The following is a 23654-nucleotide window of genomic DNA, read 5'->3' on the forward strand; positions in this document are numbered from 1 at the left end:
AAAGAGGCTACAGTTGTAGTGATTACTTTCATGCTAGTATTCGCCACAATCCTGTTAGCCTCTTTTTGTCGTCATGGTTTTTCTACGTCAACAGCTGTTATTTATCTTTATTGCCTTTTTATCCACCTGCGTAGGTGTATACGTTGCATGGGATATGAATCTGACATGGAATAAGTTTTATAGTTATTTGATTTCAGAAAAAGCTATTTTTTCAATTCTCTTTAACTATGCAGTCATTCAACTATTTTTTATAGTAGTTGGTCGTAAGTATACTGCTCTTTTTTTAAGTCAATTATTCGTTATATTTTTAAATTTTATTAATAAAAAGAAGCAACAATATTTATTTAGTAATTTAAGTCCTGAAGATATTTTTTTACTTCCTGAGGCGATGAAGGCAACCCCTTGGCACTTACAGCTCATCTTTTTTACTCTAATAATTTTCTTTCTTATTGTGCTGCTGATCGCTATACGTAAAGAAAGCAAAGCCACTTTTCATATCTATGTTCCCAATATTGTTATTTTTGGATTACTTGGTAGTGGTTTAATTTACTTAAATTTTATTAAAAATCCTACAGGGGCGTGTTTTTCAGAAAATAAACCCATGATTTGTGCAAGCTTACAGGAATTTCCAAATACGAGAAATGACTGGATTGGAGACTATCGGAAAATTCAAGATTATGGTTTTGTGACTTTTTACGTATCTAAGGTATTGGATAATGTAACCAGTGTTTTATTACCTAACCGTAAAGTATCTGAGCAAGACATACAGCAGATTTTGCAGGAACATCATTTGGTTCAACCTCTAGAAGATAATGAGAAGGAATATCCGAACATTGTTATCGTGATGGAAGAATCTTTTTGGGATTCTCATCATTTAGATAGTGGTTTACCCAAAGATTTACTATCTTTTGTTCATCAAAATCAGGTCTCTAATTTATTGTCTCCTTCTTTTGGGGGAGGTACTGCGAATGTCGAGTTTGAAGTTCTTACGAGTCTAAATACAACTTTTTTCCCAAATGAGTTGTTATATGTCTCTAAGCTAAAGAAACCAATTTATGCTCTACCTTATTATCTAAATTCACTCGGTTATCAAACGGTTGCAATGCATAATAACTATGGATATTACTATAATCGTAATAAGGTATATCCAGCATTAGGTTTCGATAAATTTATATCACTTGAAAATATGATTGCTCAAAAAGATCGGTCTACAGTGTTTAATTTGGGAGGGTGGGCTACAGATGATCTTATTTTTGATTCGATTAAGTCTACTTTAGAAGAGAGTGAGCAACAGCCAAAGTTTATTTATGCGATTACTGTTGAAAATCACCCAATGTATAACGATGATCGATTTGGTAAACAAAATTATAAACTTAACCAAGAACTGTCTGAAACTGAAAAGCAAAAATTAAGTACTTATACTGCTGGAACTGCGCGTGCTAACCAAAAGTTAAAAGAGCTCGCTGAATATTTAAAGACAGTAGATCGACCAACAATTTTAGTGGCTTTTGGCGATCATTTGCCAAATCTACAAGAAGTTTATGAGAGTTATGGATTTTTTAAAGATGATCCTGACCGGACTAATCTCAAAAACTATCAGACACCGTTTGTTGTGTGGAGCAATTATAAATTAGATAAAAAGCCTTTGAAGCAACCTTATATTGCTGCAAGTTTCGTCGCTCCAAAACTATTAAAGTTAGCAGGGTTGCCTTTGTCAGATTACTATCAATTTGTTGATGATGTTTCGAGTTGTTATAGTGCCATTCACCAAAAATTTATTAATGAAAATCCAACGTGTAATTTTGATAAGAAAGTATTGTTGAAAGGTTATGAAAATCTAAATAAGGATGTATTAGATGGACATAATCATACTTATAAAATTATGCAGAATAACCAAGAAGAGATGGAACAATAATGTTCCATCTCTTTGATATGAACGGTATTAAGACTGAATTAATCCAGTTAATTCATCTACATAATGCTGCATTGGCTGAGCTTGACGATCTGCACGGCTTTCAATGTTGAGACGTAGTAAAGGCTCGGTGTTTGAAGCGCGGACATTAAAACGCCATGCACCAAAGTCGAGGCTTACACCATCGGTACGGTCAATTTCCGGGTTTTGAGCAGCATAGAAATCAAAAATCTTTTGAATAGTGATTTGTGTATCGGCTACTTTAAAGTTGATTTCACCACTACAAGGAAACTTGGTAATCATGTTTTCAACGAGTGTTGAAAGTGTTTGTCCTGTTTCAGAGAGTAGGGCAACAGTGAGTAACCAAGGAATCATGCCACTATCGCAGTAAGCAAAGTCACGGAAATAGTGATGGGCACTCATTTCACCACCATATACAGCATTGTGTTCACGCATAACGTCTTTAATGAATGCATGTCCAGATTTTGACTGTACAGCAACACCTTTGTATTCATCTACGATATCAAATGTGTTCCACACTAAACGTGGGTCGTGCACAATTTTTTCACCCGATTGTTTAATCAAGAAAGCTTGAGCCAATAGACCAACGATATAGTAGCCTTCAATGAATTGACCTTTTTCATCGAACAAGAAACAGCGGTCAAAGTCGCCGTCCCAAGCAATTCCCATATCCGCTTTATGCTCAAGAACAGCATTTCGGGTACTGTCACGGTTTTCAATTAAAATTGGGTTAGGAATCCCATTTGGGAACGTACCATCTGCTTCATGGTGAATTTTAATAAATTCAACTGGTATGTTAAGCGCTTTAAATTTTTCTTCAATAGCATCAATCACATGACCAGCTGCACCATTACCCGCGTTTACCACTAACTTAAGTGGACGGATTTTTGCAGGTTCAATATAGGTAATTAAGTGATCAACGAACTCAGGCAAAATGTTATAACTTTGAGTTGTACCTTTTTGACTAACTTCTTCAAAGTTATTGGTTTCTGCTAAAGCTTGAATTTCTTTTAAACCAGTATCGGCACTAATTGGACGAGCATTTTCTCGAACCAATTTCATACCGTTATAGTCCATTGGATTATGGCTCGCAGTAACTTCGATACCACCTTGTACATCTAAATGAAAGGCGGCGAAGTAAACTTCTTCAGTACCTGTCATGCCTAAATCAAGAACATTGACACCCGCATCATTTAACCCGCGGATAGTCGCTTGTTTTAAACCCTCACTGCTTAGACGAATATCACAACCTACAACCACAGTCTTTGGTTTATAGATTTGTCCGTAAGCGCGGCCAATTTTATAGGCGATTTCTTCATTCAATTCGGTGCCGAGTTTGCCTCGGATATCATAAGCTTTAAAACACGTTAAAGTAATCATTATTCAATTCAATACATGTGGTTTGAGTTGTGTGCACATTATACATAGATCATGAAACAGGTATGTTTATAGTTTTTATATTCAAATTTTTCACTTCATTTCGGTAGTTCATATCTAAATTTATAAGAAAGATTTTTACGACTTTAGTCTAATAAATAAATTTATAAATTAGAAATTGCTTGATTTTACTTAGCACTATTGGTCTTACCAATTATAATGATTATTTAATGATTGATCTTACCAATATCTGTGTTTATTATGCGGTCTGTGGTTTAAGGAACAACATTTGCACTTAATTTTTAATTGGTCATACCAATTGTGTTGAATGTTTAAGAATTTAAGGTACAAAAATTCGCCCCGGCATTTCAAGGAGATGACAATGCTCAATATGTGGCAACAACTTTATGACCCTTTAAATAATATTTGGCTGTCCAGCGCGGTTGCATTAATCCCGATTATTTTCTTCTTTTTGGCATTAGCAGTTTTTCGTTTAAAAGGCAGTATCGCGGGTACGGGTACAGTCATTATTGCATTATTGATTGCGCTCTTTTTCTATCAAATGCCAGGTCAAATGGCCTTTGCTTCTATTATTTACGGTTTCTTCTATGGTCTATGGCCAATTTCATGGATCATTATTGGGGCAGTTTTTCTATACAAGATTTCGGTAAAAACGGGACAGTTTGAAGTTATTCGCTCAAGCATTTTGTCAATTACTGAAGACCAACGTCTGCAAATGTTACTAGTTGGTTTTGCCTTTGGTACTTTCCTAGAAGGGGCTGCAGGCTTTGGTGCTCCTGTTGCAATTACCGCTGCACTACTTGTCGGTTTAGGGTTTAAGCCACTTTATGCTGCTGGTTTATGTTTGATCGTAAATACAGCACCAGTTGCATTTGGTGCAATGGGTATTCCAATTATTGTGGCGGGGCAGGTGTCAGGCGTAGACACTATGGAAATTAGCCAGATGGTGGGTCGTCAGTTGCCATTTTTAACGCTGATCGTACTGTTCTGGATCATGGCGATTATGGACGGCTGGCGTGGTGTTAAGGAAACTTGGCCTGCGGTGTTGGTTGGTGGTGGTTCATTTGCGATAGCCCAATATCTTACATCTAACTTCATTGGTCCTGAGTTACCAGACATTACCGCAGCAATTGCGTCATTGGTGAGCTTAACTTTGCTGTTCCGCGTTTGGCAACCAAAACATATTTTCCGTTTTGAGCCTGAAGCGGGTCAAACTTTGGTTCAGCAACCTACTATGGTTCAACGTTACAGTATTGGGAAAATTGCTAAGGCATGGTCTCCATTTGCAATCCTAACGGTGATGGTCACGATCTGGAGCGTTAAGCCATTTAAAGCATTATTTGCAAAAGATGGTGCTCTTGAACACTGGATTTTTAAACTTGAAGTACCGTATTTGCATAAATTGGTCGAAAAAATGCCGCCAATTGTGGCAGAGATGAAGCCATACGAAGCGATTTATAAGTTTGACTGGTTCTCTGCAACAGGTACTGCAATTTTTATTGCTGCAATCATCACTGCTATTTTCTTGAAAATGAAAGCAAGTGAAGCAGTAACGACTTTTGGTGAAACAATCAATGAGTTAAAAACACCGATTTACTCGATTGGTATGGTGTTGGCGTTTGCTTTTATTGCGAACTATTCAGGTTTATCTGCAACTTTAGCTTTGGCTCTATCGCATACAGGTCATGCGTTTACTTTCTTCTCGCCATTTTTGGGCTGGCTTGGTGTTTTCCTTACGGGTTCAGATACATCTTCAAATGCTTTGTTCTCGGCACTACAGGCGACTACGGCTCAGCAGATTGGTATTCCAGAAGTGTTATTGGTGGCTGCCAATACCAGTGGTGGTGTGACAGGTAAGATGATTTCTCCGCAGTCGATTGCGATTGCGTGTGCAGCGGTAGGCTTAGTTGGAAAAGAGTCTGACTTGTTCCGTTTCACGGTAAAACATAGCATCATATTCACTGTCTTTGTTGGCATCATTATTACGGTTCAGGCTTATCTGGTTCCGTGGATGATTCCATAACTCCAGTGAAGGAAACGCGATGAGAATCTCCGATCAAGTGGTCATGAAATTGCAGGCATTAATTGAAGAACGCCACATGAAAAAAGGTGACCGTTTGCCTGCCGAACGCCAGCTTGCAACAAGTTTAGGGGTTTCTCGTCCGTCTTTGCGTGAAGCGATTCAGCAGCTTAATAGTCAAGGTTTGCTCAGTAGCCGCCGTGGCGATGGGACTTATATTCAGCAGTTACCTGAACAGTGGCCACAGCAACTCATTGTGAACCCAATTAGTAACTTGATTGAAGAAGATCCGCTGTACCGTTTTGATGTGCAAGAGGCGCGGTTATTACTTGAAGGTGGCACGGCATGGTATGCCGCATTGCGCTCAACGCCTGAAGATCGCGCCAAAATCCGTCATTATTTTAATGAAATTAGTCGCCATCAAAATGCAGGTGACTCAGCACAGGCCGCGGTGGCAGATGCTGAGTTCCACTTGGCGATTGCTGAAGCATCTCACAATGTGGTGCTGATTCAAATGATGCGTAGCCTGTTTGATTTGCTGCAATACAACGTCTTGTTAGGGCGTAAAAAAGTTTATAACGACCCCGTAAATGGTGACTTGCTGAGCGAGCAGCATTTTCAGGTGATGGATGCTATTGATCGTAAAGATCCCGAGGCCGCACGCCAAGCTGTTTGCGGTCATATTGAATTTGTGATTAATCATGTACGTTCTCTGGATGAAGACGAAGCTCGCCAGAAACGTGCAAATCGTTTAAATAGAGTTGATTCAAAATGATTATTTCTTCTGGCAATGATTACCGTGCTGCGGCACAACGTCGCTTACCTCCATTTTTATTTCATTACATTGATGGTGGAGCATATTCGGAATATACCTTAAAGCGTAACGTACAAGATTTGTCAGAAATTGCATTGCGTCAACGTGTGCTCAACGACATGTCAGCGTTAAGTTTAGAGACAAAACTGTTTAACGAAACATTGTCGATGCCGGTTGCATTGGCACCTGTAGGTTTAACAGGCATGTATGCCCGTCGTGGTGAAGTTCAAGCCGCGATGGCAGCCGATAAAAAAGGTATTCCATTTACGCTTTCAACGGTTTCTGTCTGTCCGATTGAAGAAGTTGCACCTGCAATTAACCGCCCGATGTGGTTCCAGCTTTATGTATTACGCGACCGTGGTTTTATGCGTAATGCTTTAGAACGTGCAAAAGCGGCAGGCTGCTCAACACTGGTATTTACTGTAGATATGCCTGTACCGGGTGCGCGTTACCGTGATGCCCATTCGGGAATGAGTGGGCCAAATGCTGCGATGCGTCGTTATATGCAGTCGATGTTCCACCCACATTGGTCATGGAATGTTGGCTTAATGGGCCGTCCGCATGACCTCGGAAATATCTCTAAATATTTAGGCAAACCGACTGGCCTTGAAGACTATATTGGCTGGTTGGGTTCTAACTTTGACCCATCTATTTCATGGAAAGACCTTGAGTGGATTCGTGAGTTTTGGGATGGCCCAATGGTGATTAAAGGTATTTTAGACCCTGAAGATGCCAAAGATGCTGTGCGTTTTGGTGCAGATGGCATTGTGGTATCGAATCACGGCGGTCGTCAGTTAGATGGCGTAATGTCTTCTGCTCGTGCGTTGCCTGCAATTGCTGATGCCGTCAAAGGTGACTTAGCAATTTTGGCTGACTCAGGCATTCGTAATGGTTTAGATGTGGTGCGTATGTTGGCGCTCGGTGCCGATACAGTGTTACTTGGCCGTGCATTTGTTTATGCCTTGGCAGCAGCAGGTGGGCAAGGGGTGTCGAACTTGCTTGATTTGATTGATAAGGAAATGCGTGTTGCGATGACGCTCACGGGTGCTAAGTCGATTTCGGATATTAATGCGGATTGTTTAGTACAGGCGATGAAGCTCTAACATTTTCGTATTAACTTTGATGATATTGGCACGACGGAGTCGTATCGGAAAAGGTTCAATGTAAGTAGCTCATTGACGTTACTTTTTTAAAAAGTAACCAAAAACCTTTGTTTCGATAACGGTACGTCCTTGCTACCGCATCGAAACGGCGGCATCCCTGCCGCCAACGCGTAGCCAATTTGAATTAAATCTAACACCTAGAGATTAGCTGCTAGTGCTAAGTGAAATGGTTTTGATCTTGCGTAGCTTTAGTCGCTACTCATGCCAAAACAAAAGTAATGGAATTAGCTACTTTAAATATTAGTTCTAAACGGAAAAACTCCGTCGAGTTTTTCTGATTTAAAAAACTATGTGGTATGGATGACCAAAAGGAAACCATCATGCAAACATTTTCTCCTCAAGCAGTGATCGAACGCTTACAAAATATTGTAGGGCGTTCTTATGTTTTGACCGATGACCAAAGCACACGTCAGTACCGCCAAGGTCGCCGTTTTGGTGAGGGGAAAGTGCTGGCTGTGGTGGTGCCGGGCACATTGCTAGAGCAATGGCAAGTTTTGCAGGCTGCAATTGACGCAGACTGTATTGTCATTATGCAGGCGGCCAATACAGGACTTACAGGTGGTTCAACTCCGTATGGCGATGATTATGATCGTCCTGTTTTAGTCATGAGTACACGCCGATTAAAGGGTATTCAAGTCATCCATGATGGCAAGCAAGTGATTTGCCTACCGGGGTCGACCTTAGATAATTTAGAGCAAATTTTAAAAGGTTATGACCGTGAGCCACATTCAGTCATTGGTTCATCTTGTATTGGGGCATCGGTTCTTGGTGGGGTGTGTAATAACTCTGGTGGTGCGTTGGTACGTCGTGGTCCTGCGTATACTGAACTGGCGTTATATGCTCAGGTGAATGCTGCTGGTCAATTAGAACTGGTGAACCATTTAGGGGTGAATTTAGGTTCGACTCCTGAAGAAATTTTGACACGTTTAGAGAAGCAGAAATATCAAGCCGTAGATATTTTAGATGATGGTGAAAAGCAGGCATCGGACCATCGTTATGCTTACGATGTGACTCAGGTCGATGAAGATACGCCTGCTCGTTTTAATGCAGACCCGTCACGATTGTTTGAAGCATCAGGTTCGGCAGGTAAAGTCTGTGTGTTTGCTGTACGCCTTGATACCTATGAAAAAGTAGAGAGCAGTGTTTTTTATATTGGTAGTAATGATGCCGATGATTTAACGGCCATTCGTCGTTACTTACTGACCTCTCTGCCCAGCCTACCGATTGCAGGCGAATATATTCACCGTGACGCTTACTTGATTGGTGAAAAGTACGGAAAAGACACCTTCTTATTTATTGAGAAATTTGGTACAGCCAATGTTCCAAAAGCTTTTGCGATGAAAGACAAAGTCGATGGCTTCTTAGAAAGATTTAAAATTAAAGGCTTAACAGACCATATTTTACAGGCGATTACCTTCTTTTTACCGAGTCATTTACCGAAGCGTATGACTGAATATCGAGATCGTTATGAGCACCATTTAGTGCTACGTGTCGAAAATAATTCAAAAGCTCAGACCGAGCAGTTTTTAAAAGAATATTTTGCAGTGCATCAGTCAGGTAGCTATTTCGTATGTAGTGAAGAGGAAGGACGAAAGGCTTTCTTACACCGTTTTGCGATTGCGGGGGCGGCAATTCGTTATCGTGATACACACCGTAGTGAAGTTGAAGATATTGTGGCGCTTGATATTGCCTTACGTCGTAATGACCGCGAATGGGTAGAGCAACTCCCAGCCGAGATGGAAAATAAAATCATCCATAAACTCTATTATGGGCATTTCTTTTGTCATGTATTTCATCAGGATTATATTCTTAAAAAGGGACATGACCCGTTAGAAATGGAACATCAAATGTGGAAGTTACTCGATGCGCGCCGTGCTGAATATCCAGCAGAGCATAATGTTGGGCATCTTTACATTGCCAAACCTGCATTGGCCAATTTCTATCAAAAACTCGACCCAACCAATAGTTTTAATGTAGGGATTGGGCATACCTCAAAACTGAAATATTGGGGCAAAGCTAAATCTTAATATCGATACATAAAAAAAAGGCGCCGAAGCGCCTTTTTTAGTAGGTGTCTTATGCTGCTTCTACTGATTTAGCAAGTACTTCAGCCATCGCTTTAGCAACAGTGTAAACATTTTTCATGTTTAAGCCTGCTACACAAATACGGCCACTACGTACTAAGTAGATTGCATATTCTTCACGCAAGATATCTACTTGCTCAGCAGTTAGACCTGTGTAGCTGAACATACCTTTTTGGTTTACAAGGTAGCTAAAGTCACGGTCTGGTAATGCTTTAGTCAGTTCATCTTTCAAGATGCTACGCATTTTAATAATACGCTCACGCATCTCTTTCACTTCACCTTGCCATTGTTGGTTAAGTTCAGCGTCATTTAACACTTCATCAACTAACCAAGCACCTGTTGTAGGAGGGCTAGAGTAAATACGACGTACAGTCGCTTTTAACTGACCGAATGTGCACTGAGCAGCTTCTGCATCGTCACATACGAAAGTTAAGCCGCCAACACGCTCGCCATATAAAGAGAAGATTTTAGAGAACGAGTTGCTCACAATGAAGTTTAGACCCGCTTGGTCTAAAGCACGGATTGCATACGCATCTTCTTCCATACCGTCACCAAAACCTTGGTAAGCGATGTCTAGGAATGGAATAAGGTTACGGTCTTTTAATACTGCAATCACTTGATCCCACTGTGCTGGGTTTAAGTCAGCACCCGTTGGGTTATGGCAGCATGGGTGCAACAACACAATGCTTTGCTCAGGCAAAGTTTTAAGTGTAGAAAGCATACCGTCAAAATCTACACCACGTGTTTCGTTGTCGAAATATGGGTAGAAATGAGTTTTGATGCCAGCGCCATTGAAAATCGCAACGTGGTTATCCCAAGTTGGTTGGCTTACCCAAACGTCTGAATTTGGGAAATAAGTTTTTAAGAAATCTGCACCAACTTTCAATGCACCTGAACCACCAAGTGTTTGGATGGTTACAGCACGGCCAGCTTTAACTGCTGGGCTGTTTGCACCAAATAAAAGTGCTTGAATTGCTTCACGGTAAGGTTTGAAGCCTTCCATTGGCAAATAAAGTTTGGTTTTACCGTTTTTAGGCTCAATACGCTTTTGCGCCTCGATAATGGTCTCTAACTGAGGAACAATACTGTCTTCGTTATAATAAAGACCAATACTCAAGTTTACTTTTTCAGAACGAGTATCAGCATTGAACTGTTCCATTAAAGAGAGAATTGGGTCGCCTGCGTATGGGGGGATATGTTGAAACATCAAAAAAGTCCTTTCATTCAACAATATGCATAGTGCTGGGTTTTTTCTGTCTCGAAAAATACGCCACAACTATGTCGATGTTCAATAATGTATCAATAAAGCTACCGTGAAGCACCTGATAATTTCACTAATATCGATATTTTCTGGCTGAAAATAATAAAAAGTTTTAAAAGAAATTACGGTAAATAGATACTAATTTATAACTCATGATTTCATTCAAGCAGATTGTCTACAATCTTGCTGTAATACATTGGTTGTAGACTAAAGTTTGAAACAAAAGTTTATTGACTAAAAAGCAAGCCACAAATAGTCATAAAACTATAGATAAAATAACCCTAAATAATTGTTTTATAGATATTAAATAGAAAGTGGTGTAATGCTTTAAATATAAGGTGAGATAACAGGTTAAGCTATAAAAATTGACCTGATGCGTTCTGCAAAGTGTCAACAATCACCTTGATTTTTTTCATTCATACCGCTATAAAAGCCATAATTGATTAAAAATTGTCGACAATATGCAAGATTTGACCTTCGCACCAGAGCCTTTACAGAGTCAGGGAAGAACACTGACCGAGAATGTATTTAAACAAATACAGACGGCGATTGTTTTGGGTCAAATTCCGGCAGGTAGCAAAATTTCTGAGCCTGAGCTGGCACGTACTTATGGCATTAGTCGTGGGCCATTGCGTGAAGCGATTCATCGCCTTGAAGGGCAACGTTTGGTTGAGCGTACTGCACATGTGGGCGCGCGCGTGGTTTCGCTTTCACTGCAACAGTTTAAAGAGCTTTACCAGATTCGTGCGTCATTAGAAGGTTTGGCCTGCAAACTTGCTGCACAGCATATTGATAAAAAGCAAATTTTGGCGCTACGTGATGTTTTGCGTATGCATGCTGAAGATGAAAACTTTAAAGCAGGTAAGGGATATTACTTGCAAGAAGGGCAGGACGATTTTCACTACTGCATTATCAAAAGTAGTGGCAATAAAACCCTAGAAAAAATGCTATGTGATGAGCTTTATCACCTCATTCGCATGTACCGAATTCAGTTTTCAAACACACCCGATCGACCGAGTAAAGCTTGGGACGAACACATCCGTATTTTAGATGCAATTGCAGAGGGCGATGGTGAACTTGCCGAGCTGCTCATGCATCGACATATCAATGCTTCTTACAAAATTATTGAGCAAACACTGCTACAAGCACAAGGAGAACATAACAATGGCTAAACAATCCGCAGGTCAGCTATTTCGCGATGCAGTAGCCCAAGAAAAGCCATTACAAGTGGTTGGAACCATTAACGCCAATCATGCACTTTTGGCAAAACGTGCAGGTTATAAAGCGATTTACTTATCAGGTGGTGGTGTAGCCGCTGGTTCTTTAGGCTTACCTGATTTGGGAATTAGTAACCTTGATGATGTGTTGACAGACGTGCGCCGTATTACCGATGTATGTGATCTTCCATTATTGGTCGATGCTGACACAGGTTTTGGTGCTTCTGCATTTAACATTGCACGTACAACAAAAGCACTCATCAAGTTTGGTGCTGCGGCAATGCACATTGAAGACCAAGTGGGCGCAAAACGTTGTGGTCACCGTCCGAACAAAGCGATTGTGACTCAAGAAGAAATGGTTGACCGTATTAAAGCTGCGGTTGATGCGCGTGGTGATGACAGCTTCGTGATTATGGCACGTACCGATGCATTGGCCGTAGATGGCTTACAAGCTGCAATTGACCGTGCGGGTGCCTACATCGAAGCGGGCGCAGACATGTTGTTCCCTGAAGCAATTACCGAGCTTGATATGTACAAGCAATTTGCTCAGAAGACAGGTGCACCAATTTTGGCAAACATTACCGAGTTTGGTTCTACACCACTGTTTACTACTGAAGAGTTAGCATCTGCCGATGTAAGCCTTGCGCTTTATCCGCTTTCTGCTTTCCGTGCTATGAATAAAGCAGCCGAAACTGTGTATGAAACCTTACGTAAAGAAGGTACTCAAAAGAACGTGATTGATATTATGCAAACGCGTAAAGAGTTATATGAACGCATTAATTACTATGCGTTTGAAGACTACTTAGACAACGCATTTGCTAAAAAGAAATAAGAAGTAAAACACGGTACATATGCCGTGTTTCCCAAATAATTTAAATAGATAGGAAAGGAAAATCTTATGAGCTCAAATGAAACAACAACAGGCTTCAAACCAAAAAAATCAGTTGCACTTAGTGGACAAGTTGCAGGAAACACAGCACTGTGTACCGTAGGACGTAGCGGTAACGACTTGCACTATCGTGGCTATGACATTCTTGACCTTGCAGCGGGTAGCCAGTTTGAAGAAGTTGCTCACTTGCTCGTACATGGCAAATTACCAAACAAAGCTGAACTCAAAGCGTATAAAGCAAAATTAAAAGCACTTCGCGGCTTACCGGCAGCACTGAAAACTGCACTTGAACAATTACCACCGTCTGCACACCCAATGGACGTGATGCGTACAGGTGTTTCAGTTTTAGGTTGTTTAACACCAGAACATGAAGACCACAACGAAGCTGGCGCAAAAGACATTGCTGATAAATTAATGGCAAGCCTAGGTTCAATGCTGCTTTATTGGTATCACTTCAGCAACAACGGTCGTCGTATTGAAGTTGAAACAGATGATGACTCAATTGCAGCGCATTTCTTACATTTACTTCATGGCGAAAAGCCATCTGAAGAATGGATTCAAGCAATGCATACCTCTCTGATTTTGTATGCTGAGCATGAGTTTAACGCATCTACATTTACCTCACGCGTGGTTGCAGGTACAGGTTCTGACATGTACTCGGCAATTACAGGCGGTATTGGTGCACTTCGCGGACCTAAGCACGGTGGTGCAAACGAAGTTGCATTCGTAATTCAACAGCGTTACGACAACGCAGACGAAGCAGAAGCTGACATCCGTAAGCGTGTTGAAAATAAAGAAGTTGTGATCGGTTTTGGTCACCCTGTCTATACAGTTTCTGACCCACGTAACGAAGTGATCAAGAAAGTGGCGCACGACTTAGCAGAAGCACAAGAGAACACCAAAATGTACCTCATTGCTGAGCGTTTAGAAGCAGTGATGAAAGAAGTGAAAAACATGTTCCCGAACCTCGACTGGTTCAGTGCAGTGAGCTACCACTTAATGGGTGTTCCAACTGCAATGTTCACACCATTATTCGTGATCGCACGTACAGCAGGTTGGTCAGCACACGTGATCGAACAACGTCAAGACGGCAAAATCATTCGTCCAAGCGCGAACTACACAGGCCCTGAAAACCTCGAATTTAAACCATTGGCGGAGCGTGGTTAATGAACACAAAATACCGTAAACCGCTGGCAGGCACCCAGCTTGAATATTACGACGTGCGTCAAGCCGTTGAAGATATTCAGCCAGGCGCATACGAAAAACTGCCTTACACCTCTAAAGTACTTGCAGAGCAATTGGTACGCCGTGCCGATGCCGAGAACTTAACTGCCTATCTAACGCAGTTAATTGAACGCCGTCAGGACTTGGACTTTCCTTGGTATCCTGCGCGCGTAGTGTGTCATGACATCCTAGGCCAAACTGCATTGGTTGACCTTGCAGGCTTACGTGATGCGATTGCTGACAAAGGTGGCGACCCATCTAAAGTCAACCCAGTTGTACCGACTCAGCTGATTGTCGACCACTCTTTAGCAGTGGAATATGGTGGTGCTGACCCAGACGCTTTTGCAAAAAACCGTGCTGTTGAAGACCGCCGTAACGAAGACCGTTTTCACTTTATTGAGTGGACTAAAACCGCATTTAAAAATGTTGATGTGATCCCTGCGGGGAACGGCATCATGCACCAGATTAACCTAGAGAAAATGTCTCCGGTGATTCAGGCGCGTGATGGCGTAGCATTCCCAGACACTTGCGTAGGTACAGACTCGCACACACCACATACAGACGCTTTGGGCGTAATTTCTGTGGGTGTAGGTGGCTTAGAAGCTGAAAACGTGATGTTGGGCCGTGCATCTTGGATGCGTCTACCAGACATTATTGGTGTTGAGTTTGTAGGTCAGCGTCAGGCAGGTATTACTGCAACAGATATCGTACTTGCTTTAACCGAGTTCTTACGTAAAGAACGTGTGGTTGGTGCTTACCTTGAGTTCTTTGGTGAAGGCGCTGACAGTATGTCTGTAGGCGATCGTGCAACTATTTCGAACATGACTCCAGAATATGGCGCTACGGCTGCAATGTTCTACATCGACCAAAACACAATTGACTACTTACGCCTAACAGGCCGTGAAGATGCTCAAGTGGCATTGGTTGAACAGTACGCAAAAGAAATCGGCCTTTGGGCTTCTGATATGACCAAAGCAGAGTATCCACGTGTACTTCGTTTTGACCTATCAAAAGTCACACGTAACATTGCTGGTCCATCAAACCCACATGCACGTGTTTCAACTGCCGACCTAAAAGAAAAAGGCATTGCAGGTGTTGTTGAAAACCGTTCTGACGGTTTAATGCCAGATGGCGCAATCATTATTGCTGCAATTACTTCATGTACCAATACCTCTAACCCACGTAATACCGTGGCGGCAGGCTTGTTGGCACGTAAGGCAAATGAGCTTGGTTTGGTTCGTAAACCTTGGGTGAAATCATCATTTGCACCAGGTTCAAAAGCGGCTGCACTTTACCTTGAAGAAGCAGGTGTTCTAAAAGACTTAGAGAAACTTGGTTTTGGTATTGTGGCTTACGCTTGTACAACGTGTAACGGTATGTCGGGTGCGTTAGATCCAGTCATCCAGCAAGAAATTATTGACCGTGACTTGTACGCAACAGCAGTACTCTCTGGTAACCGTAACTTCGATGGCCGTATCCATCCATATGCAAAACAAGCGTTCTTGGCATCTCCACCGCTTGTCGTAGCGTATGCAATTGCGGGTACGATTCGTTTTGACATCGAAAAAGATGCGTTAGGTCATGACAAAGACGGTAAGCCGATTTACCTCAAAGACATCTGGCCATCTGACGCTGAAATTGATGCCCTAGTAAAAGAAGCTGTGAAGCCTGAACAGTTCCGTAAAGTCTACATTCCAATGTTTGACTTGGGCGAAGTTGAACAAGCGAAAAGCCCACTTTACGACTGGCGTCCGCAAAGTACTTACATCCGCCGTCCACCATATTGGGAAGGGGCGTTGGCTGCACCACGTACTTTGGCAAACATGCGTCCGCTTGCGATTTTGGGTGACAACATCACCACTGACCACTTGTCGCCTTCAAATGCGATTTTGATGGACTCGGCTGCAGGTGAATACCTTCATAAAATGGGCGTACCAGAAGAAGACTTCAACTCATACGCAACGCACCGTGGTGACCATTTGACTGCACAACGTGCAACATTTGCCAACCCGAAACTCTATAACGAGATGGTGGTTCGCTCAGACGGTACCATTAAGCAAGGTTCAAAAGCGCGTGTAGAGCCAGAAGGCGAAGTGATGCGTATGTGGGAAGCGATTGAAACCTACATGAACCGTAAACAGCCGTTAATCATTATTGCGGGTGCTGACTATGGTCAGGGTTCAAGCCGTGACTGGGCTGCAAAAGGTGTACGCCTTGCGGGTGTTGAAGCGATTGTGGCAGAAGGTTTTGAGCGTATTCACCGTACTAACTTGGTGGGTATGGGCGTGTTACCACTTGAGTTTAAACCGGGTGTAAACCGCAAGACTTTAAAGCTAGATGGTACAGAGCTTTATAGCGTGATTGGTAATATTGCGCCGCGTTCGACTTTAACTTTAGTGATTGAACGTGCCACAGCGGATGGTAAAGAAGAGATTCTTGAAGTGCCTGTGACTTGCCGTTTAGATACAGAAGAAGAAGTTTCTGTATATGAAGCGGGCGGTGTATTACAGCGCTTTGCGCAAGACTTTTTAGAAGGCCAAGTGGCTTAATATTTAGTCTACAACTGATTGAAAATTATTCAAAAGAGCCCTATCTTGATGATGGGGTTTTTTAAATTAAATATTAGAAGAATTGTATTTATCACAATTCCTTTTTATATAAGAAGTTAGTTGGGTATAGCAATATTTTTAATTAATAGTAACGGGAATTTTATGCCAGCAAATGGTTGTGTTTATATTCAAAGAGATGGGGTGGATTTACGAGAAGTTTTTGATCATGTAGAACGTGATAAAGGCTTGGAAGAAAATGCTTCTTATTATGATGTTGTATTGGGTAAGGATACTGTACGTTTTTATGTAATGCCTTCTCAAGAGATTCCAAATCATTTACAAGGTTTTCTGCGTTATATAGCTTCTTTAGATCACGATCAAAAACGCAAGGATGATACCTCTTACGCAATTAGTCATACAAAGGTAGTATTAGGACTTGTTACTGACAAAGAGTTTGATGAGAACCCTGCTATTTGGCAAAGTTTATTTAAGATAGCAGATAAATATGATGGCCTTATTTTTACATATGATAGTGTTTTACTCCCAAGTGGTACAATTCTTGTTGGTCCGCTATTAAATAATAAATAAAATAGCCATTTAAGCACCATAAAACATTTTGTATAACTAATAAAAAAAGCCCGACATCCTGTCGGGCTTTTTCGTATTTGGTTGCTAGATATGACTCCTGTCGTATCTCACGATCCTGATGCATGAACCTATTATTGTTGTTTTATGTTCCGGAACATCCTGTTCCTGTATGAACTCATCATAGAAAAAAAGCAGGGGACAGCCAATCCGCTAAATCCCTAAATCTATGTAAGATAAATCGTACAAACTGAAATTGTGCAAGACTTTTTAGAAGACTAAGTGGTTTAATATTTAGTCTATAATTGATTGAAAATTATTCACAATAGCCCTACTTTACAGTAGGGCTATTTTATTGGGTTCATAAATATAAAAGCCTTATACATAGAAATTATTAATAAGATTTATTTCTTAAAACTACTAATTAAATATATTGGTATATAAAAAGAAATAAGGGGAATATATGTCGCATAAAATCTCAAATATAGTTATCAAAAATTTTAAGTCATGTGTTGATACAGAGATAATCTTATCGGAGTTTACTCCTTTGATTGGCTATAATAATGCAGGTAAATCTAACTGTTTATCTGCAATTCAATGGTTATTAAGAAAAAGTAGCCTTGCAGAAAAAGATTTTTATGATGTATCTCGGCCCGTAGAAGTAATAGCAACAATTGTTGGAATTTCTTCACAATTACTTGATCTCATGCCTTCAAATCAAAAGAGATCTATAGAGGGGCAAATTGTAAATGGAGAGCTTAAAATACGCCGAATACAAGATAAACCTAATGCTAAAACAACGGATATAAAGCTTTCTGTTTGGGATCAGGCAAGTAGTGATTGGATTCTAAACCCGACAGGGATTGATAATGCTATCAATATCTTATTACCAGAACCAATAAGAATAGGAGCTATGGAAAATGCAGCAGAAGATGCTTCAAAAGCAAAAACTACTACTACTATTGGAAAATTATTAGCAGAGTTTTTAGAACCTGTAAAAACTTCTCATGAAAGTGAATTAAATCAGCATTTGTTAGAAGTCGCAGCTAGAATTTCGAGTAGCGGTGGTCAAAGATTTAGTGAATTAGCAAATATAGATCAAGGGGTTAATGTAAAGGTAAATGATTTATTTCCTGGGATGAGTGTAAAGTTGCATTTTGAGACTCCAACGATTGATGACTTAGTAAAAACAGGTACATTGAAAGTTTTTGAAGGACAGGGTAATGCTCGTGATTTTGCTTCATATGGACATGGTGCACAACGATCAATACAAATGGCTTTAGTTCAATATTTAGCCGAAATTAAAAGGCAGAACGGTACACAATCAACTACGTTATTACTAATCGATGAACCTGAACTATATTTACATCCCTTTGCAATTGAGCAAGTAAGAGAAGCGTTGATTGCATTATCTAGAAATGGTTATCAAGTTGTTATTTCAACTCATTCTGCTCAGATGATAACAGCAGAAAGTGCAGAAACTGCAATATTAATCCGAAAAAATGAACAGCGTGGAACATATTCTAGGAAGCGCTTAGTTGATGCGATTCAAAACGTTGTACCAAATTCAACTCATCAGATGGAACACTTATTCAGTTTGACTTACTCTACTCAATTACTTTTTGCTGAAAATGTAGTTTTGACAGAAGGTAAAACAGAACTCCGATTATTACCATTTATATTTAAATGTTTATCTAATATTACAATGGGGCAGGAAAAGCATGCGTTGGTTGCACAAGGTGGTGTAAATGATACGCAGAAATCTTTGGCTATCTTGGCTGAGATGGATTTACCTACAAAAGCTATATGTGATCTTGATTATTGTTTTAATGGAGCAATTACCCACAATTTTCTGTCTTCAACTGATAGCGATATTGTAAATATCAAAGTAATTCTTGAAAGAATTGCACCTCAAAAAGGAATTACTTTAAATCCCTCTACGAAATTACCACAAAAGAATTCAACTATTTCTGCTGCAAGAGCATATGAAATCTTAGCAGCAGAAACAGATGCGATTCCTTTAATAGAATCTTTGCATAATAAAATGAAAGCCCAACGGATATGGATTTGGAAAAAAGGGGCGATAGAGGCTCATATAGGTACATCTAGTAAAACTGAAAGTGAATGGGCTAAATTTAAGCAAGATGTTATAAATAATGGTTGTGATGCTACCTGTGCTGATTATCAGAGTATTAGTGATTTAGTTACATGGTTAAGAAGCTGAAACTACTAAAGTATAAAAAAGCCCGACATCCTGTCGGGCTTTTTCGTATTTGGTTGCTAGATATGACTCCTGTCGTATCTCACGCTCCTGGTGCATGAACCTATTATTGTTGTTTTATGTTCCGGAACATCCTGTTCCTGTATGAGTTCATATTAGAAAAAAAAGCAGGGGACAGCCAATCCGCTAAATCCCTAAATCTGTGTAAGATAAATCGTACAAATAACATTTTTTGCATTTATGCCATCATCATCGGGCGAAATGGACAATTGACATTCACTTTAAGTGGGTTATATTCCTGTTTAATATATATACGATTATAGGAATGTAATCATGGTAACAGCTGGCGAAAAACCCGGAACAGGCTTCTATTTCTGTGCTCAGTGCGGACACAGAGTGTTTTTAGAAATTAACACAGACCCTTTACCACCTTGCACCAAATGCTACTGCACGCAATTTAAACGTTAAGAATGAAATAATATTTGCGTTCGCATTTAACAAAAAGCCCTGTCACCCGATGGGGCTTTTTGTTAATTTAAAAATAAGACTTACATAACAAGACCCGTGATGGGCATGAAAAGGAAACCGTTATGGAAACAATATTGGGTTTATGTATTGGTGTAGGCCTGAGCGCTGCCTGCGGTTTTCGCGTGTTTGTGCCGCTACTGGTCATGAGCATTGCCACCATGATGGGATGGTTTGAGCCATCGAAAGGTTTTGAGTGGTTAGCTCTGCCATCGGTGTGTTTGGCTTTAAGCGTGGCAACGGTATGTGAAATTGCAGCCTACTATATTCCGTGGGTCGATAACGCCTTAGACACAGTCGCAACTCCTGTGGCCATGATTGCGGGTACGCTTACCACGATGGCTGTGAGTAGTGGAGAAATGTCTCAGTTTGCTACTTGGGCAGCAGCAATTATTGTGGGCGGTGGTACGGCTGGTGTGGTGCAAATGAGTACCGTTGCTGCACGTGGTGTTTCAACTGCAACTACGGGTGGCTTGGGTAATTTTATAGTTGCGACAGGTGAGTGGATTGGGGCAATCTTACTTTCTGTTTCAGCTTTGCTAGTTCCCGCGCTTGTCGCAGTTGTGGTGGTTATTGCTGTTATTTTGGCAATACGTTGGATACGCCATAAAAAGCAAGAAAAGATCAGTCATTCAACATCGTGAGTTTTTAAATTTAGTTGAATAAGAAAACTTAGACGTAATTTTATAAACTAAGTTTTCCATGCATATCACCACGTCACACATTTTAATAAAATATCTTTATACATAGTAAAATCGCAGGCGAGGTCAAAGAACGGCTGTTTAAAGGTCGCAGGTTTATTATGCTTATAAAAGATAGTTTTTTCAGTTCAAGTCCATTTCACCCGAACTTTACGCCGTATGGTGGATTTTGCGCCGTCAATGTTTAGAGCTAATACTAGTTTTATCAGCGATCGCTCTACAGAAAAATAAACCAAGCATTGAGGCAGTACGGTCAAAGTATTTCTAAGATTCGATGCTAAGCTTTTTATGAGTACTCAAAAGAATTACATATATGAAAATCGTTGCCATTCAGCCTGCATTACAGTTAGGAAAGGTTGAAGCAAATTTAAAAAAACTTGAACAATTGATTTTAGCTGCACATCAAGAGCATACGCCTGATGTGATCGTACTTCCTGAGTCGATGACTTCTCCAAACGTTTATTCACCACAGGCGTTGCTTACACCACAACCTTTAGAGGGCAAGCCCTTACAGCTTTTAATCCGCTTAGCTAAGCAATTAAATGTGGTGATCACAGGTGGATTTGTAGCGATACGTGATGGGCATACTTATGGCAGTTATGTCATGGTGGAGCGTAATGGCGATTATCATCTGCATGACAAAGATATTCCAACTGCATGGGAGCAAAACTTTTATCGTGGTGGTTCGGACGATGGGAAGGTGGATTCGACAAGCTTAAACTGTAAAGTTGCTTTGCTGTCGGGCTGGGAGTGGGCAAGATTTCGCACAGCTAAACGTGTGCGAGAACAGCAAGCACAGTTGATTTTAGGCGGAATGTGTTGGTACTCCATGCCGATTAATTGGTATGGGTTTTTGGGTACATGGATGCGTCGTGAACATGAAATATATAAACATCAAAGTGAAGCACTGCCTGCACAAATGGCACGTTTAACAGGTATTCCAGTGGTACATGCTGCCCATGTCGGAGAAATCCTGAGTGATATGCCGATGTTACCTTACGTCAAATGGTTAACGGAAATGGTGGGTGAAACACAAATCTGTGATGCTACTGGAAATGTGTTGGCACGTATGAGTTTAGCGGATGGTGAAGGGTATATCGCCGCAGAGATTGAATTGGCTGAACCTAAACCTGTCTTACCCTTACAATCACGTTATTGGATTCCTGATATGACCCTGACTTCAAAATTAGCATGGCATGTCGGCAACCTGCATGGCGGATTGATGTATCGCGTGAGACATCGACTGAAAAAGTTTCCTTGGCAAAATTAGTTGAAGTAAAAATAGATTCCAATTAAACAAATAGTGATTAACAGGTCGTGAAGATGCTCACGTGGTATTGATTGAACAGTACGCTTTAGGGTAATGAAATTATTGGTGCATCGAACTTGCGCCTTAAACTCAATGAACAGATTCAATATTGTGGTGGACATATTGGGTTAGGTATTCGTCCTTCTAAACGGAAACAAAATTTTGGTTCAAAATTGTTGGAGCTTACAATTCAGGAGGCATGGAAGCTGGGCCTAACTGAGTTACATATACATTGTTATAAATCTAATTTTGCTTCTGCAAAACTTATTGAAGCAAACAAGGGCCGTCTTCATTCCGAAATTACCCTCGAACAAGTAGTTCAAAGATATATAGTGAATAAAACAATATGAAAATTTTCTTTCAAAGCATTTTTAAACAGCAATAAAAAAAGCCCAACATCCTGTTGGGCCTTTTCGTATTTGGGTACTAGATATGACTCCTGTCGTATCTCACGATCCTGATGCATGAACCTATTATTGTTGTTTTGTGTTCCGGAACATCCTGTTCCTGTATAACTTCATATTAAGAAAAAAGCGGGGAGTCGCCAATCCGCAAAAACCTTAAAAGCTTGTAAGAAAAATCTTACATTGAAGAATGATTCAGCCGTTTAAACCCTAAAATTTTCTCTAAATATTCAGATATAAAAAAAGCCCAACATCCTGTTGGGCTTTTTCGTATTTGGGTACTAGATATGACTCCTGTCGTATCTCACAATCCTGATGCATGAACCTATTATTGTTGTTTTATGTTCCGGAACATCCTGTTCCTGTATGACTTCATATTAGGAAAAAAGCAGGATGTCGCCAATCCGCAAAAACCTTAAAAGTTTGTAGGTTAAAACGTACAAGCTACTATTCATTTTGAGGTAAAGGCCAAAGAATATCTTTGTTTTTCTTGAGTTTTTGGTACCAATATTGGCTTATCAGCGCTTTGTCATCTCTATCGAAATGATAAACGAATATATCTAAAGCTTCATTTAGGTCGAGGTCATAGCGAAACTTGGCAGTAGCTAAATGATCTTGTATTTCATATAACTGATTAAATATAGGCAAAGAATCTTCATAAGCTAACAATTGAATTTGTTGAAGAAGTTCTTTTATTTGAAGCTCATACGCATCTAAAACTCTTGTAAGATCAATCCTTACATCTCTATAGGTGATAAGTCTTTGCTCAAATTCATCCCATGTGTAATTCATTCTAATAAATGTTCAAAAGTTGAATGTAAGCACAGCATAACTTGATTGGTTATAAAGTTGATGTGATTTTTAAAAATGCTCGTTCGGCAAATCAAACAACTTAGGCCTCTGTGCCACAACAGACTTTAATTTTTTGCGCTGATTTAAAGTACAACACCATTGCGACACAGAGATAAAGAGCTAAGCCAACGCTTAGCCCAGACTACTTTTGTCACACCGCTGCATGGTGCTTAAAAAAGTAGGGGCAAAGTCCCGTGGGAGAACAGGACTTTGCAAACTGACATGTTCGAGGCGCTGCATCATTTTCGGGGAATAAGCTTGGTAAATACAGTCACAGCTCGACTCGCCATGGCCACCTGACAGGCAAATTTTTTTAAACTCTTGATGAGTCTCTTGGTCGTAAACCGAAACGCCGTAGCTGCCAACTATGAAACTTAAAGCCAAAAGCGGTTTATAAATTTTCATATTATTCTCATGTTTATTTATGTCTTTAACTAAAATAAAAATATAATGATTTTGAGATTTAAAATAATTTTTTAAATAAAAGTTAATCCTCTTATAAATA

18 protein-coding genes and 3 pseudogenes are annotated in these 23654 nt (G+C 40.3%); 16 read left to right on the forward strand and 5 right to left on the reverse strand.

Annotated elements, in window-relative coordinates; genetic code table 11:
- Nucleotides 1–73 precede the first annotated feature (73 nt).
- Nucleotides 74–1915 carry a sulfatase-like hydrolase/transferase gene (locus tag RMA95_RS07070; RefSeq protein WP_311069994.1) on the forward strand — a complete coding sequence of 614 codons (1842 nt, stop codon included), beginning with the start codon at nt 74–76 and terminating at the stop codon, nt 1913–1915.
- Nucleotides 1916–1942: 27 nt separating this feature from the next.
- Here RMA95_RS07070 and RMA95_RS07075 read toward each other — a convergent pair whose 3' ends face one another.
- A complete protein-coding gene (locus RMA95_RS07075; protein ID WP_311069995.1) occupies nt 1943–3313 on the reverse strand; it encodes a phosphomannomutase CpsG in 1371 nt (456 codons plus the stop codon).
- Nucleotides 3314–3686: 373 nt separating this feature from the next.
- On the opposite strand from RMA95_RS07075, the gene lldP reads away from it, so the two are divergent.
- From lldP to dld, 4 genes are all read left to right on the forward strand, one after another.
- Nucleotides 3687–5354 carry an L-lactate permease gene (gene lldP, locus RMA95_RS07080; protein WP_311069996.1) on the forward strand — a complete coding sequence of 556 codons (1668 nt, stop codon included), beginning with the start codon at nt 3687–3689 and terminating at the stop codon, nt 5352–5354.
- Between the two features lie 19 nt (nt 5355–5373).
- Nucleotides 5374–6126 carry a transcriptional regulator LldR gene (lldR, locus tag RMA95_RS07085; RefSeq protein WP_311069997.1) on the forward strand — a complete coding sequence of 251 codons (753 nt, stop codon included), beginning with the start codon at nt 5374–5376 and terminating at the stop codon, nt 6124–6126.
- Nucleotides 6123–7268: an FMN-dependent L-lactate dehydrogenase LldD gene (lldD, locus tag RMA95_RS07090; protein WP_002050500.1), complete on the forward strand. Its 1146-nt coding sequence runs from the start codon at nt 6123–6125 to the stop codon at nt 7266–7268. The genes lldR and lldD overlap by 4 nt, the downstream gene beginning before the upstream one ends.
- A gap of 380 nt (nt 7269–7648) precedes the next feature.
- A complete protein-coding gene (dld, locus tag RMA95_RS07095) occupies nt 7649–9355 on the forward strand; it encodes a D-lactate dehydrogenase (protein ID WP_311069998.1) in 1707 nt (568 codons plus the stop codon).
- A gap of 49 nt (nt 9356–9404) precedes the next feature.
- Here the strand turns inward: dld and RMA95_RS07100 are convergent, their stop codons facing one another.
- The gene (locus RMA95_RS07100; RefSeq protein WP_151684624.1) at nt 9405–10619 is read right to left on the reverse strand and encodes an amino acid aminotransferase; all 1215 of its coding nucleotides are present in this window, start codon (nt 10617–10619) and stop codon (nt 9405–9407) included.
- 515 nt (nt 10620–11134) lie between these two features.
- On the opposite strand from RMA95_RS07100, the gene RMA95_RS07105 reads away from it, so the two are divergent.
- From RMA95_RS07105 to RMA95_RS07140, 8 genes are all read left to right on the forward strand, one after another.
- On the forward strand, nt 11135–11845 hold the full coding sequence (locus tag RMA95_RS07105) for a GntR family transcriptional regulator (protein ID WP_001153627.1): 711 nt from the start codon (nt 11135–11137) through the stop codon (nt 11843–11845).
- Nucleotides 11838–12722 (forward strand): methylisocitrate lyase, encoded by an 885-nt coding sequence (gene prpB, locus RMA95_RS07110; protein ID WP_005071840.1) that lies wholly within the window; start codon nt 11838–11840, stop codon nt 12720–12722. The genes RMA95_RS07105 and prpB overlap by 8 nt, the downstream gene beginning before the upstream one ends.
- A 66-nt stretch (nt 12723–12788) precedes the next feature.
- Nucleotides 12789–13946, forward strand: coding sequence for a 2-methylcitrate synthase (gene prpC / locus RMA95_RS07115; protein WP_004795430.1), 1158 nt, complete (start codon nt 12789–12791; stop codon nt 13944–13946).
- Complete coding sequence (acnD, locus tag RMA95_RS07120) at nt 13946–16552, forward strand: Fe/S-dependent 2-methylisocitrate dehydratase AcnD (protein WP_311069999.1); 2607 nt, start codon at nt 13946–13948, stop codon at nt 16550–16552. Before prpC ends, acnD begins: the two co-directional genes overlap by 1 nt.
- Before the next feature lie 162 nt (nt 16553–16714).
- The gene (locus RMA95_RS07125; RefSeq protein ID WP_100192158.1) at nt 16715–17140 is read left to right on the forward strand and encodes a hypothetical protein; all 426 of its coding nucleotides are present in this window, start codon (nt 16715–16717) and stop codon (nt 17138–17140) included.
- Between the two features lie 460 nt (nt 17141–17600).
- A complete protein-coding gene (locus RMA95_RS07130; protein WP_288101872.1) occupies nt 17601–19361 on the forward strand; it encodes an ATP-dependent endonuclease in 1761 nt (586 codons plus the stop codon).
- A gap of 330 nt (nt 19362–19691) precedes the next feature.
- On the forward strand, nt 19692–19826 hold the full coding sequence (locus RMA95_RS07135) for a zinc ribbon-containing protein (protein WP_001983336.1): 135 nt from the start codon (nt 19692–19694) through the stop codon (nt 19824–19826).
- Between the two features lie 122 nt (nt 19827–19948).
- Complete coding sequence (locus RMA95_RS07140; RefSeq protein ID WP_311070000.1) at nt 19949–20527, forward strand: DUF4126 domain-containing protein; 579 nt, start codon at nt 19949–19951, stop codon at nt 20525–20527.
- Between the two features lie 65 nt (nt 20528–20592).
- Here RMA95_RS07140 and RMA95_RS07145 read toward each other — a convergent pair.
- Nucleotides 20593–20697 (reverse strand): annotated as a pseudogene (locus tag RMA95_RS07145) (Mpo1-like protein); the annotation flags it as partial.
- Between the two features lie 7 nt (nt 20698–20704).
- Between RMA95_RS07145 and RMA95_RS07150 the strand changes: the two are divergent.
- From RMA95_RS07150 to RMA95_RS07160, 3 genes and pseudogenes are all read left to right on the forward strand, one after another.
- Nucleotides 20705–20815 (forward strand): annotated as a pseudogene (locus RMA95_RS07150) (AraC family transcriptional regulator); the annotation flags it as partial.
- Between the two features lie 82 nt (nt 20816–20897).
- On the forward strand, nt 20898–21854 hold the full coding sequence (locus RMA95_RS07155) for a carbon-nitrogen hydrolase family protein (RefSeq protein WP_263612668.1): 957 nt from the start codon (nt 20898–20900) through the stop codon (nt 21852–21854).
- Nucleotides 21855–21943: 89 nt separating this feature from the next.
- Nucleotides 21944–22243: pseudogene (locus RMA95_RS07160) on the forward strand (GNAT family N-acetyltransferase); the annotation flags it as partial.
- A gap of 501 nt (nt 22244–22744) precedes the next feature.
- On the opposite strand, the gene RMA95_RS07165 reads toward RMA95_RS07160, so the two are convergent.
- Both RMA95_RS07165 and RMA95_RS07170 read right to left on the reverse strand, forming a co-directional pair.
- Nucleotides 22745–23089 carry a hypothetical protein gene (locus tag RMA95_RS07165; protein WP_311070001.1) on the reverse strand — a complete coding sequence of 115 codons (345 nt, stop codon included), beginning with the start codon at nt 23087–23089 and terminating at the stop codon, nt 22745–22747.
- Between the two features lie 192 nt (nt 23090–23281).
- Entirely contained in the window at nt 23282–23554 is a 273-nt protein-coding gene (locus tag RMA95_RS07170) for a hypothetical protein (protein ID WP_311070002.1), read from the reverse strand.
- Nucleotides 23555–23654: the final 100 nt, after the last annotated feature.

The sequence above is a fragment of the Acinetobacter sp. V110_1 genome (assembly GCF_031798975.1).
Lineage (GTDB): Bacteria > Pseudomonadota > Gammaproteobacteria > Pseudomonadales > Moraxellaceae > Acinetobacter > Acinetobacter nosocomialis_A.